This is a genomic window from Caballeronia sp. (assembly GCF_028292365.1).
Lineage (GTDB): Bacteria > Pseudomonadota > Gammaproteobacteria > Burkholderiales > Burkholderiaceae > Caballeronia.
In genome coordinates, this window is record NZ_JAQGMM010000411.1 from 1 (window position 1) to 16138 (window position 16138).

Annotated in this window: 15 protein-coding genes; 3 read left to right on the forward strand and 12 right to left on the reverse strand. The window is 59.9% G+C overall.

What is annotated here, in order from left to right:
• Positions 1–3138 (reverse strand): glutamate synthase central domain-containing protein (locus tag JWR14_RS24635; RefSeq protein WP_299713387.1); only part of this gene is annotated, 3138 nt, incomplete at its 3' end.
• A gap of 37 nt (positions 3139–3175) precedes the next feature.
• Here JWR14_RS24635 and JWR14_RS24640 point away from each other — a divergent pair.
• Complete coding sequence (locus tag JWR14_RS24640; protein WP_299713390.1) at positions 3176–3352, forward strand: hypothetical protein; 177 nt, start codon at positions 3176–3178, stop codon at positions 3350–3352.
• Positions 3353–3495: 143 nt separating this feature from the next.
• Here the strand turns inward: JWR14_RS24640 and JWR14_RS24645 are convergent, their stop codons facing one another.
• A complete protein-coding gene (locus JWR14_RS24645) occupies positions 3496–4203 on the reverse strand; it encodes a transposase (RefSeq protein ID WP_299713393.1) in 708 nt (235 codons plus the stop codon).
• Positions 4204–4451: 248 nt separating this feature from the next.
• Here JWR14_RS24645 and JWR14_RS24650 point away from each other — a divergent pair, with 248 nt between their 5' ends.
• Entirely contained in the window at positions 4452–5177 is a 726-nt protein-coding gene (locus JWR14_RS24650) for an OmpW family outer membrane protein (RefSeq protein ID WP_299713396.1), read from the forward strand.
• A gap of 337 nt (positions 5178–5514) precedes the next feature.
• Positions 5515–5892, forward strand: coding sequence for a DUF883 family protein (locus JWR14_RS24655; RefSeq protein ID WP_299713399.1), 378 nt, complete (start codon positions 5515–5517; stop codon positions 5890–5892).
• A gap of 79 nt (positions 5893–5971) precedes the next feature.
• Here the strand turns inward: JWR14_RS24655 and ugpQ are convergent, their stop codons facing one another.
• From ugpQ to pilQ, 10 genes are all read right to left on the reverse strand, one after another.
• Entirely contained in the window at positions 5972–6715 is a 744-nt protein-coding gene (ugpQ, locus tag JWR14_RS24660; RefSeq protein WP_299713402.1) for a glycerophosphodiester phosphodiesterase, read from the reverse strand.
• A gap of 14 nt (positions 6716–6729) precedes the next feature.
• Positions 6730–7812 carry a sn-glycerol-3-phosphate import ATP-binding protein UgpC gene (locus tag JWR14_RS24665; protein WP_299713405.1) on the reverse strand — a complete coding sequence of 361 codons (1083 nt, stop codon included), beginning with the start codon at positions 7810–7812 and terminating at the stop codon, positions 6730–6732.
• A gap of 10 nt (positions 7813–7822) precedes the next feature.
• Positions 7823–8131: an antibiotic biosynthesis monooxygenase gene (locus JWR14_RS24670; protein WP_299713408.1), complete on the reverse strand. Its 309-nt coding sequence runs from the start codon at positions 8129–8131 to the stop codon at positions 7823–7825.
• A gap of 14 nt (positions 8132–8145) precedes the next feature.
• The gene (ugpE, locus tag JWR14_RS24675) at positions 8146–8991 is read right to left on the reverse strand and encodes a sn-glycerol-3-phosphate ABC transporter permease UgpE (RefSeq protein WP_299713411.1); all 846 of its coding nucleotides are present in this window, start codon (positions 8989–8991) and stop codon (positions 8146–8148) included.
• A complete protein-coding gene (gene ugpA, locus JWR14_RS24680) occupies positions 8988–9872 on the reverse strand; it encodes a sn-glycerol-3-phosphate ABC transporter permease UgpA (RefSeq protein WP_213767132.1) in 885 nt (294 codons plus the stop codon). The genes ugpE and ugpA overlap by 4 nt, the downstream gene beginning before the upstream one ends.
• Positions 9873–9879: 7 nt before the next feature.
• Positions 9880–11202, reverse strand: a complete 1323-nt coding sequence (ugpB, locus tag JWR14_RS24685) for a sn-glycerol-3-phosphate ABC transporter substrate-binding protein UgpB (RefSeq protein ID WP_299713417.1) — start codon at positions 11200–11202, stop codon at positions 9880–9882.
• A gap of 76 nt (positions 11203–11278) precedes the next feature.
• Positions 11279–12505, reverse strand: coding sequence for a deoxyguanosinetriphosphate triphosphohydrolase (locus JWR14_RS24690; RefSeq protein WP_277035404.1), 1227 nt, complete (start codon positions 12503–12505; stop codon positions 11279–11281).
• 437 nt (positions 12506–12942) lie between these two features.
• On the reverse strand, positions 12943–14019 hold the full coding sequence (gene aroB, locus JWR14_RS24695; protein WP_299713428.1) for a 3-dehydroquinate synthase: 1077 nt from the start codon (positions 14017–14019) through the stop codon (positions 12943–12945).
• An 8-nt stretch (positions 14020–14027) separates the two neighbouring features.
• Entirely contained in the window at positions 14028–14579 is a 552-nt protein-coding gene (gene aroK, locus JWR14_RS24700; protein ID WP_299713422.1) for a shikimate kinase AroK, read from the reverse strand.
• 107 nt (positions 14580–14686) lie between these two features.
• Positions 14687–16138, reverse strand: a complete 1452-nt coding sequence (pilQ, locus tag JWR14_RS24705; RefSeq protein WP_299713425.1) for a type IV pilus secretin PilQ — start codon at positions 16136–16138, stop codon at positions 14687–14689.

Here is a 16138-nt window from a genome sequence, read left to right on the forward strand (position 1 = left end):
GATCGAATAAATGTCGTGGTGCGGCGGCGGCGAGATCAGGCCGACACCCGGCACCGAGTAACGCAGCTTGCCGATGTAGTCGGAGACCTGGTGACCCGGCAACTGGCCGCCTTCGCCCGGCTTCGCGCCCTGCGCCATCTTGATCTGGATCTGATCAGCCGACGACAGGTATTCCGCCGTCACGCCAAAGCGTCCCGACGCAACCTGCTTGATCCGCGAGCGCAGCGAGTCGCCGTCTTTCAACGGGATGTCGGTGACGACTTCATCGCCGATCACCGAGCGCATCGTGTCGCCGTTCTTGATCGGAATGCCGCGCAGTTCGTTGCGATACCGGTTCGCGTCCTCACCACCTTCACCCGTGTTCGACTTCCCGCCGATACGGTTCATGGCCACAGCCAACGTTGCGTGCGCTTCCGTGCTGATCGAACCCAGCGACATCGCGCCGGTCGCAAAACGCTTGACGATTTCCTTCACCGGTTCCACTTCGTCCAAAGGAATCGCCTTCGCCGGATCGACCTTGAACTCGAACAAGCCACGGAATGTCATATGACGCTTCGTCTGGTCGTTGATCAGGTGCGCGTATTCCTTGTACGTCTGGTACGAGTTGCTGCGCGTGGAATGCTGCAGCTTGGCGATGGCATCCGGTGTCCACATGTGCTCTTCACCGCGCACGCGATACGCATATTCACCACCGGCATCGAGCATGGTCGCGAGCACGGGGTTCTCGCCAAACGCCTCGCGATGCAAGCGAATTGCTTCCTCGGCCACTTCGAAAATGCTGATACCGCCAACCTTCGATGCCGTGCCCTTGAAGTACTTCTCCACGAGTTCGCTGGACAGCCCGACCGCTTCGAAAATCTGCGCGCCGGTGTACGACATGTACGTGGAAATGCCCATCTTCGACATGACCTTGTACAAGCCCTTGCCGACAGCCTTCGTGTAGTTGTAGATGGCTTTATCGGCGGAAAGATCGCCCTTCAGGCCTTCAGCCATTTGCGCGAGCGTTTCCAGCGCGAGGTACGGATGCACGGCTTCCGCGCCGTACGCGGCGAGCAACGCGAAGTGATGGGTTTCGCGCGCCGATCCCGTTTCCACGACCAGACCCGTACTCGTGCGCAAACCATGCTGCACGAGGTGCGTATGGATAGCGGAGGTCGCGAGCAGCGCCGGAATAGCCAGGTTGTCGCGATCCATCTTGCGATCGGAGACGATCAACATGTTGTAGCCGGACTTGACCGCATCCACGGCTTCCGCGCACAGCGAAGCGAGACGCGCTTCCACGCCTTCGTTGCCCCACACTACCGGATAGCAGATGCTCAACTCATACGAGCTGAACTTGCCGCCGGTGTATTTATCGATAGCGCGAATCTTCGCGATGTCCTTGAAGTCGAGCACGGGCTGCGAGACTTCGAGACGCATCGTCGGGTTGATGTTGGTCGTGTCGAGCAGGTTCGGCTTTGGACCGACGAACGACACCAGCGACATCACCATGTTCTCGCGAATGGGGTCGATCGGCGGGTTCGTGACCTGCGCGAAGAGCTGCTTGAAGTAGTGATACAGCGTCTTGTTCTTGTTCGACATGACGGCCAACGGCGAGTCGTTGCCCATGGAACCAACGGCTTCTTCGCCGAGCTGAGCCATAGGCGCCATCAGGAACTTGACGTCTTCCTGCGTGTAGCCGAACGCCTGCTGACGATCCAGCAAAGCGGCCGCCTCACGACGCTGCGTGTCAACTTCCTCGGCCTTCGGCTCGATTTCATCGAGCTTGATGCGTACGGCATCGATCCAGCTCTTGTACGGCTTGCCGTTCGCGAGATTGTCCTTCAGCTCCTTGTCGTCGATGATTCGGCCTTGTTCCATGTCGATCAGGAACATCTTGCCCGGCTGCAGACGCCACTTCTTCACGATCTTCGATTCCGGCACCGGTAACACGCCCGATTCCGATGCGAGGATCACGAGGTCATCGTCAGTGATGACATAGCGCGCCGGACGCAGGCCGTTACGGTCGAGCGTGGCGCCGATCTGGCGGCCATCGGTGAACGCGATCGCGGCGGGGCCGTCCCACGGCTCCATCATGGCCGCGTGATATTCGTAGAACGCGCGGCGGTTGTCGTCCATCAGCGTGTGCTGTTCCCAGGCTTCGGGAATCATCATCATCATTGCGTGGACGAGCGGATAACCCGCCATCACCAGGAGTTCAAGGCAGTTATCGAACGATGCCGTGTCCGACTGGCCCGGATAGATCAGTGGCCAAAGCTTCGGCAAGTCGTCGCCCAGCACGTAGCTGGCGATCGCGCCGGTACGCGCGTTCAGCCAGTTGACGTTGCCCTTCACGGTGTTGATTTCGCCATTGTGCGCAATCATCCGGTACGGGTGCGCGAGTTCCCACGCGGGGAAAGTGTTCGTGGAGAAGCGCTGGTGCACGAGCGCGAGCGCGGAGACGGTACGTTCATCCTGCAGATCGCGGTAATACACGCCGACCTGACCGGCCAGCAGCAAGCCCTTATAGACGACGGTGCGCGCCGACATCGACGGCACGAAGTATTCCTTGCCGTGCTTGAGCTTGAGCGCCTGGATCCGATGACTCGCGGTCTTGCGAATCACGTACAGCTTCCGCTCGAGGGCGTCGGTCACAACAATATCCTTGCCCCGGCCGATAAAAATCTGCCGGATCAGCGGCTCGCTGGCCTTCACGGTCGGCGAAATCGGCATGGTGGCGTCGACGGGAACGTCACGCCAGCCAAGCACGACCTGGCCTTCCGCCTTCACCGTGCGTTCCAGCTCCTGCTCGCACGCGAGACGCGACGCGTTTTCCTTCGGCAAGAAGATCATGCCGACGCCGTACTCGCCTTCCGGCGGCAGCGTCACCCCCTGCTTCGCCATTTCCTCACGATAAAACCCGTCGGGGATCTGGATCAGGATGCCCGCGCCGTCGCCCATCAGCTTGTCGGCGCCGACAGCGCCGCGATGGTCGAGGTTTTCGAGGATCTTCAGGCCCTGCTGGATGATTTCGTGGCGTTTCTTGCCCTTGATGTGCGCAACGAAGCCGACGCCACAGGAGTCGTGTTCGTTCTCGGGGTCATACATGCCCTGCGCGGCAGGAGCGGAACCGAGAGTCGGCGGCAGTTGATCGTTCATGGGTCACCGTGTTCTGTGGGGGGCCGCGGGGCGGCCGTTGAACATGTTTTTGCGTGCTATGTGCGTTGCTCGCGCCTTTCGGCAGGCCAAGACCCTGAACCTGGGCGAAAACGCGAAGCCGGTCGTGCAAACAGACGCGATGCGTCCTGAACTGCCGGAAAACGAAATATACGCGATGAATCAAAAAGTTGGCAATCAAAACGCGATGATCTGACACCTATTATCGAGTTGGTGCACGAATGCCCCATTTAATTAGTTCCATATCAAATTCGATAAAAATAAACGGCATGTCGATAATTTATCGTCATGCCGCTCAGTCATTCTTCAGTGCTCTTCAGTTCCGACGCAAAAACTCCGTTAACGGGTCTGGGGAGTCTCGCGAATCTTGCGTGGCCGGCCGCGAGGCAACGGTGAGACGCGCCGGTTGGCGGCGCGCCCGGCCCATTCCCTGTAGGAATCGCTGCCGAGCACCCAACCCTTGAGCGTCGCCTGAAGCAGCCGGTTGGCTTCGCGTTCATCGAGCGGCTGCTCGCACAGCTCTGTATAGGCGCGCTGTCGCTCGAAAGGCGTGTTGCCGAGCTTCCAGTACAGCGGGTGGTCGGTGATCAGGCTGTCGAGCGTCAGGCCGATGTGATGGCGGTAACTGGACCATTTGTAGTCTTGCGGGAGGGCGGCAAGTTCGGCGTGTACCGGCGCCATCTCGACGACCCGGCTCGCGAGCAGGAAATAGGTTTCACCTTCGATCACCGTTGCCCGGTAGCGGCCTTCCCACAAGGTGCCGCGGCGGGCATAACGGCGATTGAAATGGGCAACGTAGCGCCGGCCGACCGCCTGCATGGCTTTCGGGAGGCTGGCTTCGTCGCGGGGAGTGACGAGCAGATGTACCGCGCCTGGCATCAGCGCATAAGCGTGGATGGCGAGATGGTGGTCGCGGGAGGCCGTGCGCAGGCATTCGATGAATAGCTCGTAGTCCGGAGCTTCGACGAAAGCGGGCTGCTGGTCGAGACCGCGCAAGATGACGTGCTGCGGCTGTTCGGGAACGTAGAGTCGTGCTAGCCGTGCCATGCTGGATTTTCCGTTGGTCGAGCGTTGGTCGGGTGTTCCGGCGGTCCGTCAAAGCCACATTCTGGGCCACCTTGAGATTTTTCGTTCAAGTCGTGCAGGACATGCATCAGCGGGAAAAATCAGGCGCCTGGCACCGCGCTAATCCAATTGGAGCCAGCATTCTTCTTAGGGAAAACGCTCTGAGGCGAATCATGGTTTGTTTCAAATGTTCTGTTCATAATTAGCGTGCTTTTTCGGAGGAGCACTCAATGAAAATAAAACGGGTTGTTACGGGGATCGCCGCGTTTGCATGCGCGTCTGGCGCGGCACATGCACAGTCGGCGAACACTTTCTACGTCACTACAGGCTGGTTCCATTTCGCTCCTATTTCCAGTAGCGGCCCACTCAAAGAAACAAGCGTAGGCGGATCGCCAATCGGCATTGAAGTACCTAACACCGGCGCGAGTCTCTCTAGCGGGGACACCGGAGGCTTCACCGGTGGCTACTTTGTCACCGACCATATTGCCGGCGAATTCGTTCTCGGCATTCCGCCCTCGTTCGACTTGAAAGGTGAAAAGGGATATTCGCAATATGGCACGCTCGGTTCAGCCAAGCAGTGGAGCCCGACGCTGCTGCTGAAGTACTACTTCATGCAGCCCCAGTCGAAGATTCGCCCCTATGTGGGTATTGGCGTGACGCGCGTGTGGTTCACCGACGCGAAGATCACGAATACCGCTTTCGAAGCCAACGTACTGCATGGTCCGACCGACGTATCGACGGATAGTTCGTGGGCGCCCGTGTTTAATGCAGGCCTTACATACGCGTTCAACGACCACTGGTTCGCCGGTTTCTCGATCTCCTTCGTGCCCCTCCACGCCACCGCCAAGCTGACAACTCAGGCGCAGACGCCAGTCGGCGAGCTCACCGTGAAGTCGGAAGCAAAACTGAAGCTGAACCCGATCGTGACGTATCTCCACGTTGGATATCGGTTTTAAGCACGGTTTTGAGCAAATTTTAGGCCCCTGCTCCCCGCCTGGTTTTCACGTTGTTCCGTCAAAGCAAGTTATCAAACAAACGCCGTTGCGAGGATTCCTCGCAACGGCGTTCGTCTTTCAGCGCTTGTAAATATGACGCGCATTGAGCCATTTTCAGGCTCTATCTGGGCAGTTTCTACTTTTTCCGAATTTCTACTTTGTGCTGAATGACTTGCGCCATAAGGCGTGAGCGTGCAATGTTGAACGCCGCGAGTTAACCGGCATCCAACTTGCTCACCTTTTGTTTTTCCGCACTTTCGCGGCCCATCCACGATTCATCCATCGACGGAGCGATCCTATGAACGCATTCCCCAATACGCGAGATGCCCTCGGAGATTCATGGAACTCCACCAGCCGCCGCGCACGCCGCATTTCGCGCCATAGCCGCGACGCAGCGCAGGACATTGGCGGTGAATTGCGCACGCTGATTTCGGAAATTGAAGAAACGCTGTCGGAAGGGACGTCAGCCGACGTCGCCGCGCTGCGGGCCCAGTTGGGCAAGAGCGTGGAATCGGCGCGCGCACGTTTGAACGACACGCAAGAAGCCGTTCGCGCTCGCGCGAATACGGCCTTGGCCGATGCGGACACCTATATGCACGACAAACCGTGGCAAACCATTGCCTTGGTAGGCGGCCTGGCGTTGGTGGCAGGCGTATTGCTGGCTCGCGCCCGATAAGCCTTTTGCTTGTATCGATGAAAAACGCGCGCAGGAATCGCTTCCGGCGCGCGGTTTTTGCTTGTCCGCTTGATTTAGCTTAGTCCAGGAAATTCGCGCCGATTACATCGATCCGATCCGTGCAGATCGCGTCCACGCCCCACTTCGCGAGCTCACGCGCCCGCTCCGGGTCGTTGACGGTGTAGGCCAGGATCCGCAAACCGGAATCCTTGATTTCCGCGACCAGACGCTCGTCCAGCGTCTTGTGATCCGCGTGCAACGATACGCACGACAACGCCGCGGTTTGGGCACGCCAGTCGGCGGGAATGGCTTCATAGAGCATGCCGCGCGGCAGATCGGGCGCGGCCCCGGCGGCGGCCTCAAGCGCAGCGTAGGAGAACGACGACAACAGCGGCGCCGTTTCTGCTGTTGACCACAGCAGCGCAGCTTCCTGCGCCACCAAAAGGCCCGTTTCAACGTCACGCCCTTCGCATGGCTTGATTTCGATATTCGCCGCCAATCCGTGCGCAAAACACCGTTCCGCGACCTGGACGAGCGTCGGCATGCGCGCACCGGCGAAACTTGGATCGAACCAGCTTCCAGCATCGAGTTGCTCGAGTTCTTCATAGCGAAGGTTTTTCGCCGCGCCCCGCCCGTTCGATGTGCGGTCGACCAGGTCATCGTGTAGCAAAAACACAACGTTATCCGCCGATAACTTCGCATCGAATTCGATCATTTTCAGACCGAGTCGCGCGCCGGTATCAATACCGTCAAGCGTGTTTTCCGGTGCGACTTTCCCGCCGCCGCGATGCGCGACGATCCGTGGATAAGGCCAGATCTTCATGTCTTGTTATCCCCTTAATTTACGCGCAAGCCCGTCGCCGGATCGAAGATGTGCAGGCGGTGAGCCGGCAGCGCCACTTCCAGCGCCTCGCCACGTGCGGGACGATGTTCGTGCGGCAAACGCACCGCGACTTCATGTTTGCCCCAACGGCCGTGTGCCAGATTGTCGGCGCCGAGGAGTTCGCAGGAGTCAACGGTCAACGAGACATGCGCGCTCTGTTGCTCCGGCAGCATATGCTCCGGCCGAATGCCTAAAACCCACTCACGGCCCTTCAAATCCTGTTGCAGCAACTGCATGCCTGCGAGCGGCAAGCGTGGCCCGTTACCCGCGACTTCGAAGCTTGAGCCATCGTCCGAGACACGGCCTTCCAGCAAATTCATTGCCGGTGAGCCGATAAAACTTGCAACGAACACCGTCGCCGGGCGCTCATAGACTTCTGTCGGCGGCCCAATCTGCTCGGCCCGGCCGCGATTCATCACGATCACGCGCTGCGCGAGCGTCATTGCCTCGATCTGGTCGTGCGTGACATACAGGCTCGTGGTTGCAAGACGCGCGTGAAGCCGCTGGATTTCCAGCCGCATTTGCACGCGCAGCTTGGCGTCGAGGTTGGACAGCGGTTCGTCGAACAGGAACACCGCCGGTTCGCGCACGATCGCGCGGCCCATTGCCACGCGTTGCCGCTGGCCGCCGGACAACTCGCGCGGCTTGCGTGCGAGCAATGGTTCGAGTTCCAGGATCTTCGCGGCATTCTGAACGCGCCGGTCGATTTCCGATTTGCTGACGCCGCCGATCTTGAGCGCGTACGCCATGTTCTGCGCGACGCTCATATGCGGATACAGCGCGTAGTTCTGGAACACCATCGCGATGTCCCGGTCCTTCGGCTCGAGCGTGTTCACCACTTTCTCGCCGATGGAAATCTTCCCTTCGGACACGCTTTCCAGCCCCGCGACCATCCGCAGCAAAGTCGATTTCCCGCAGCCGGATGGACCGACCATCACGACGAATTCGCCGTCCGTCACTTCCACGTCAATGCCGTGCAGAACGAACTGCTTGCTGTCGTAGGTTTTCTTGACGCCTTGAAGGCTCAGTGCAGCCATCGACCCGCCTTCATTTAAGGGCGCCCGCGACCGTCGCGAAGTGCGCGACCGCGATACCCGGTTCATAGAATTTATGCAGCAACTCGCGCCACGCCTGATAGTCGGCAGAGCTGCGGAAACCTTCCTGATGCGCCGCGACCGTTTCCCAGCGCACGAGCAGCACGTACTGCGAACCGTTGTCCGCGTCGGCGCCGCGCACCAGTTCATGCGAGAGAAAACCCGGTTGCGCCGAGATGATCTTTTCGGCTTCAGCGAACGCCGCTTCGAACTCGGCCTCCTCGCCCGCCTTCACCGGCAATTGAGCAACTTCAAGGATCATTGAATGAGCCTCCGTTATTTTTCGGAATCGACGAGGCCGCGCACGAACCAGCGCTGCATCGTGAGAACAACCGCGAGCGGCGGCAACATCGCCAGCAGCGTGGCGGTCATGACCAGATGCCATTCGGTGGCGGTATCGCCGGAAGCGATCATGCTCTTGATGCCGACCACTGCCGTTTGCAGCGACTGGTCGCTGGTGATCAGGATCGGCCACAAATACTGGTTCCAGCCGTAGATGAAGGTGATCACGAAGAGCGCGGCAATGTTCGTCTTCGACAGCGGCAGCACCACGTCCCACAAGAACCGCAATGCGCCTGCGCCGTCGATGCGCGCCGCCTCCATGAGTTCATCGGGCAGCGTCATGAAGAACTGGCGGAACAGGAATGTCGCCGTCGCCGATGCAATCAACGGCAGCGTCAGGCCGGCGTACGTGTTGCTGAGATGCATCGATGAAACGACCTGGACTGTCGGGAAAATCCGCACTTCCACCGGCAACATCAGCGTGATGAAGATTAGCCAGAAGGCCAGGTTTTTAAACGGGAAGCGAAAGAACACAATGGCATAGGCCGACAGCATGGAGATAGCGATCTTGCCGATCGAAATCACAAGCGCCATGACCAGGCTGTTCAGCAGCATATGGCCGAATGGCGCCGCCGCGTTGCCGCTGCCGTGCGTCCAGATATTCCGCACGTTCTCAAACAAGTGCGTGCTCGGAACCAGCGAAAGCGGCACGCTGAATACTTCCTTTTCGCTCATCGTGGCCGCGCAGAAAGCGATATACACGGGAAACACAACGAGCACCACGCCCACGATCAGCACCGCGTGGCAAAACAGGTCAAAACCGCGACGGTTCTCGATCATGAGTACTGCACCCGACGTTCAATAAAGCGGAATTGCACGACCGTCAGCGCCACCACGATCACCATCAGCACGACCGACTGAGCGCCGGAACTGCCGATATCAAGCCCCTGGAAGCCTTCAGTGAAAATCTTGTAGATGAGCGTTTTTGTGGACTGAGCGGGACCGCCGCCGGTGGCCGCATCGATCACCGGGAAGGTATCGAAGAAGGCGTAGACCACGTTCACGGTCAGCAGGAAGAAGCTGGTCGGCGAAAGCAACGGCAGCGCGATGCCGAAAAAGCGCCGCACGGGGCCAGCGCCGTCAATAGCCGCCGCTTCAATCAGCGAACGCGGGATCGCCTGCAAGCCAGCATAGAAGAACAGGAAGTTATAGCTGACCTGCTTCCACACTGACGCCAGCACAACCAAAAACATGGCCTGGGAACCATTAAGCGCGTGGTTCCAGACAATGCCGTATTTCGCGAGCGCATAAGTCACCAGACCGATGCTCGGATTAAACAGGAACGACCACAGGACAGCGGCGATCGCGGGCGCAACCGCGTACGGCCAGATCAACAGCGTCTGGTACAGCTTCCTGCCTCGTGTCACCCGATCGGCACACGCGGCCAGCAGCAGCGAAATCACCAGCCCCGACACGGTGACGAGCGTGCAGAAGATGATGGTCGTGTTGAACGACGCGAGGTAAAGCGGATCGGTGAAGATCTGCTTGAAATTCGCCAGTCCGACAAACTCGCTCGATGTACCGAATGCGTCCTGAGTCTGCGTGGCCTGCCACAGCGCCTCGCCGGCCGGCCACAGGAAAAAGAGCGCGGTGATGGCGAGTTGCGGCGCGACCAGCAGATAAGGCAGCAGGCTCGTATTGAACCGCGATCGTTTTTCCATGGCGAGTTTAGTTTCCGGCCTTTTCGAAACGGCGCAGCAGGTCGTCGCCACGCGATGCCGCCGAGTCAAGCGCGTCCTTCGGCGTTTTCTTGTCCGCCCAGACCTGCTCAAGTTCTTCGTCAACAATCGTACGAATCTGCGGCATGTTGCCCAGACGCAGGCCCTTCGTGAACGGCAGGGGCGGCTTGTTCAGCATCTGCTTGATCGCGGTATCGGCGCCGGGATTCTTTTCATAGAAGCCCTGCTTTTGCGTGAGCTCGTAAGCGGCCGTTGTGACTGGGAGATAACCCGTGTCCTGATGCCATTTAGCGGCAACGGCCGGCGAGGTCAGGTAAGCCAGGAATTTGGCGACACCCTTGTACGTTGCCGCATCCTTGCCCGAAAGAACCCACAGACTCGCGCCGCCGATAATCGCGTTCTGCGGTGCACCCTTCACACTCGCGTCGTACGGCATCATGCCCGTGCCGAAATCGAACTTCGCGTACTTCTTGATGTTGGCAAGCGAGCCCGACGAGTTGGTCAGGATGCCGCAATCGCCGCTATAGAACTTCGATACCGGCTCGTCCTTCCGGCCGACATACGTGAACGTGCCGTCCTTCGCCATGTTCTGCAGGAACTGGATATGCGCGATCTGCAGCGGCTTGTTGAATTCGAGCACAGCGTTGGTGCCATCGAAGCCATTATTCTGCGATGCAAACGGCAAGCCGTGCCACGCACTGTAGTTCTCAAGCTGAATCCAGCTCTGCCAGCCCGACGTATAACCGCACATGCCGATCGCTTTCAGCTTTTTCGAATCGGCTGCGAGTTCGTCCCAGGTCTTCGGCGGATGGGTCGGATCGATGCCGGCCTTCTTGAACGCGTCCTTGTTGTAATAGAGGACAGGCGTGGAGCTGTTGAACGGCATCGAAATCAGATGGCCCGTCTTCGAGTCGCTGTAATAACTGGCAATGGTCGGGACGAATGCCTTTTCATCGAGCGGGACGCCGGCTTGCTTGAACACGTCGGAGACCGGAATGACGGCCTTCTTGGCCTGGATCATCGTGGCCGTGCCCACTTCGTACACCTGCAGGATGGCCGGCGCGTTACCGCTGCGATACGCGGCAATGCCCGCAGCCATGGTCTGGTCATAGCTGCCCTTGAACACCGGAACGATCTTGTAGTCGCTTTGCGACGCGTTGAAATCGTTTGCGATGTCATTGACGCGCTCGCCGAGCGCGGATTCCATCGCGTGCCAAAACTGGATTTCAGTGGCAGCTTGTGCCTGACTGGCGCTAAAGGCGAATACAACGGCAATGGAAAAGGCACTGACCAATAACTTGCGACTACTCATGAGTAACCTCTCCTCGAACCCCGGTGGAGTTTTTTTTGGTTGGGACAAACGCAGAACGCGTCTGGAACGCGGCATTCTAATTGTCGTCTATGACGAATAGACGTCCATATTCTTTTAATGCGTATCGATCCGTCATGCCCGCAATGTAATGCGCGATCAGGCGTGCCTGCGTGCTGCCGGAAGCGGCCTCGCTGCCGCGGGGGTCGTTGGCAGACTCTTCGGCGATCGGTCCGCGCGCCTGATAAGCCGGCGGCAGCAGGCGCGGGTCGTCGTTGAACGCCTTGAAAAGGCCGCTCACCACACGCCCCGCTTTGTTAGCCATCCGCATGACTTGGTAATGGCGATACAAGTTCTTGTAAAGGAAGCGCTTGAGTTCAGTCGCCTGGGCGGCGACTGCCTCGCTGTGCGTGACCAGTGCTGGTGCGTTGCGCACGTCATCGACCGATTGCGGATTCAGCCGCGCCAGATTCTCGCTCGTCGACTCGATCAGATCCACGATCAACGTATTGATGATTCGGCGGATCGTCTCGTGAATCAGCCTTCGCCCTTCAATATCCGGATATTCGCCGCGCGCCACTTCGTAGTGCGTCTGCCACAACGCGACATCGGCCAGTTGGTCGAGCGTGATCAGGCCGGAGCGCAGGCCGTCATCGACATCATGATTGTTGTAGGCGATTTCGTCGGCTACGTTCGCGATCTGGGCTTCTATCGACGGCTGCTTGCGATTCAGAAACCGCTCTCCCAGCGCGCCGAGCTTCAGCGCGTTTTCATGCGAGCAGTGTTTGAGAATGCCTTCGCGGGTTTCAAAGCAGAGATTCAGGCCGTCAAACGCGCCGTAGTGCTCTTCGAGTTCATCGACGACCACGAGGCTCTGCAGGTTGTGCTCGAAGCCGCCGTGATCTCGCATGCATTCATTCAGTGCATCCTGTCCGGCATGGCCGAACGGCGTATGGCCGAGATCGTGCGCCAGCGAAACCGCTTCGACCAGGTCTTCGTTCACGCGCAGGTTACGCGCCACGGAACGGGCGATCTGTGCGACTTCCAGACTGTGCGTCAATCGCGTGCGAAACAGGTCGCCCTCGTGATTGACGAAGACCTGGGTCTTGTATTCGAGGCGGCGGAACGCCGTGGAGTGAACAATGCGATCGCGGTCGCGCTGGAACTCGGTGCGCGCAACAGGTGGTTTTTCTTCGAAGCGGCGGCCACGCGACTCGGCCGAATGCGCGGCATACGGGGCGAGATGTGCCTCGAGCGCGAAGGACGTCGGCGTAATGCTGGAAAACTGGAATGTCTTGTCGCTCACCGGCTGCTCCGAATCATCGTTGCTTCGTTGTTTGCTTCGTTATTTTTGCTTGGGTCGTGGCTTGGTCGTGTTCTCTGTGGCAACGGTTTTGTCTCGGTGCAGCGCGAGCCAGAGCAGAGTCAGCGCCAGGGAAACTCAGCGCGATGCCCGAATCTTTTGTCTCTCGCGGCCTGGCAGTTTGCTCCAGCTCAGCGTCACCTGCTTTTCACCGTCACGTGCTTCGTGGTAATGGCCGCGCCTCAAAGTAACGTCAACGAAGCAAGCGCGAATGGTCTCAACATCCGAAAGTTTGTGCGGCTCACTTGCTGCCGTAAGCGATGGTTTTCTTCTCCACCTGGGCTACCGGCGGCATTTAGCAGGCGCCACGAAAATCAACGCCCGATTAAACGCGGAGATCTCGCGGCTGAGCATTGCCGCCCCTTGCTGAACGCAGCCGCTCAGACGCTGGCCGCGAGCGTTGCGCGCACTGCCTCATCCGGCGCACCCGTGATTGTCGTATTACCGAAACAGTCAAGCAGGATGAATTTGATCTCGCCTGCTTCGGCTTTCTTGTCGACCTTCATCAAGTCGATGTACCGGTCCGCGCCCAGCTCCGGCGCCTTGACCGGCAGCTTCGCCGCGGCGATCACCCGCGTGAGGCGCTCACGCGACGCTTCATCGAGCCGGCCGAGCCGCACAGAGAGATCCGCTGCCATCACCATGCCGCATCCAACCGCCTCGCCATGCAGCCATTCCCCGTAACCCAGGCCAGCCTCAATGGCATGACCGAACGTGTGGCCGAAATTGAGAATGGCACGCAAGCCGCCTTCGCGTTCGTCGGCCGCGACTACCGAGGCCTTCACCTCGCACGAGCGCTTTACCGCATGCGTCAGCGCAGTGGCGTCACAATCGTTCAAAGCCGGGATGTTCGCCTCGATCCAGTCGAAGAATTCGCTGTCGGCAATGGCGCCCGTCTTGATCACTTCCGCGATACCCGCGGCAAGTTCGCGCGGCGGCAGCGTCTGAAGCGCGCCAATATCCGCGATGACCGCCTGCGGCTGATAAAACGCGCCGATCATGTTCTTGCCGAGCGGATGATTGATGCCCGTCTTTCCACCCACCGACGAATCGACCTGCGCGAGCAGCGTGGTCGGCACCTGGATGAAGGGCACGCCGCGCATGTAACTGGCGGCGGCAAAACCCGTCATGTCGCCGATCACCCCGCCGCCCAACGCAATCAGCGTGGCCTTGCGGTCGGCGCGCTCGGTCAGCAGCGCACTGAAAATCTGGTTGAGCGTCTCGAGATTCTTGTACGCCTCGCCATCGGGTAGAACGATGGTCGTGACTTTCTTGCCGAGCGGTGCGAGGGCAGCGCGAAGCGCATCGCCGTAGAGCGGATCGACGGTCGTGTTGGTGACAATAGCCACCGACGAGCCGGCAATATGTGGCGCGAACAGTTCGGTCCGGCCAATCAGCCCGGCGCCGATATGGATGGGGTAGGCGCGATCGCCCAGTTCAACATTGACGGTAATCATGGCGGACATTATGACGTAGCCGGCTTGGCGATGCCGGCCATCTCCAGTTGCATCAACACCATGTTGACGAGGTTATTAACGGTCGGCCGGCCGGTTTCCACGATGAAATGCGCGCACTCCTGATACAGCGGATCACGCGTCCTGTAGAGCGCTTCCAGCTTGCCGCGCGGGTCGTCGGTCTGCAGCAGCGGCCGGTTTTTATCGCGCCGCGTGCGCTGCCACAATTCGTGCGGCGTGGCGCGCAGGTAGATCACCAGCCCGCGACTCTTCAGATGTTGCCGATTCTCCGCCCGGAGAATCGCGCCGCCGCCGGTTGCCAGCACAATATTCTCGCGCCGCGACAACTCGTCGATCACATCCGCTTCGCGCTGCCGGAAACCTTCCTCGCCTTCGACCTCCCAGATCACCGGGATGCGCGCGCCCGTACGCGCCTCGATTTCGTGGTCGGAATCGATGAAAGAACGCTGTAACCGGCGCGCGACCGCCCGCCCCACGGTGGTCTTCCCAGCCCCCATGAGTCCGACAAAAAATACGTTCGCGTTCGCTTGCCCGGCTTCCAACTCGCTTCCTTGTGCATTGATTCCGGTCCCGATTCTGGTCCCGTTCGTGCGGGAGCTTAAGGGCAAAAGCCCCGCTTTGTCGAGTCGGAAAGGCTTGCCGGCGGCCCTCACAGACGCGCCGGAACGATATGCGGGGTAATGAAAATGACCAGTTCGCTGCGTGAATTGCGGCGCGCGGCATGACGAAAAAGCCAGCCCAATATCGGGATTTTACCGAGCAGCGGGACCCTCGTGACATCTTCGCGCTCATCGGTGGAATATATCCCGCCGATTGCCACCGTGCCTCCGTCCTCCACCTCCACGCGCGTCTGGACGTGCTTGGTGTTGATCGCCGGGCCGGCGGCCGTCTGCTCGCCGACACTGTCCTTCGATACATCGAGATCCAGGATGACATGACCATGCGGCGTAATTTGGGGCTCGACTTCCAGTTTCAGCGCGGCTCGGCGGAACTGGACACCCGATACGCCATTGCCGACTTTCGCCTGATATGGCAGTTCCGTGCCCTGCTCGACCACCGCCCTCACGCGATCCGCTGTGATCACGCGAGGACTCGACACAATCTCGCCGCGGCCCTCGTTTTCCAGCGCGCTCAGCTCAATGTTCAGCAAGCGCGTAGCCTGCGCGGCGAATAATGTCAGACCCGCGGTCGCGGCGTCGAACCCGCCAATCGGCCGCGCGGACAAATCGAATACCGCACCCTCCGCGCCCGCTACAAGGCCGCGCGCGGTGGAGACGCCGGTAGGTGTCATCGATAATTTCACCCCGAGATTGCGCGAAAACCCGGTGTCACCCTCCACAATGCGCGCCTCGATCATCACCTGCGGCGTCGGCTGGTCGATCCGCGCGATCAGCTCGGCGATCTGCGTGACGCGGGCCGCCAGGTCAGTGACGAACAGCAAGTTGGTGCGGGCATCGGCCATGACAGAGCCGCGCTTCGATAACACCCGCTGGCTGCCCGAGCCGGTCAGAAGCTTGCGAACGTCGTCGGCGCGCGGATAGCGCAGAACGAACGTGCGGCTGGCGAGCGGCTCGAGATCGGCTGCGCGGGCGTGCGCTTCGTAGCGAAGGCGCTCGCGCGCTGCCAGCTCACTAAGCGGCGCAACCCAGATGACCTCGCCGTGGCGCTCCATCGCAAGACCGTGGACGTCCAGCAGCGTGTCGAACGCGCGCCGCCACGGCACATCGACGAGATTCAGCGAGACCGTCCCGCGGATCTTCTCGCTCGTAACGATGTTGACGCCTGAAAACTTCGCGAAGGTTTGCAGCACGGCGCTCAAGTCGGCATTTTTCAGGTTCAACGAGATCGGCTTGCCCTCCTCGATCGACGTGGCTGCAGAGTCCACCGAGCCACGGCTCATACGCTCGATAGGCGGCAACGGGGTTGGCGGACCTTCTAGCGCAGGCGTGGCATCAGGCGTGGCCACTGGAGCAGACGTAGCCGATGTTGCGGCCGGCGTCAGCCAGCTTGTTTCCTCATCGGGCACTTGCGCAACGACAGCCGCAGGCACTTCAACCGCAAACTGGTCCGTGGGCAGCGTCTCTGGAAACGGCTCGGGCAA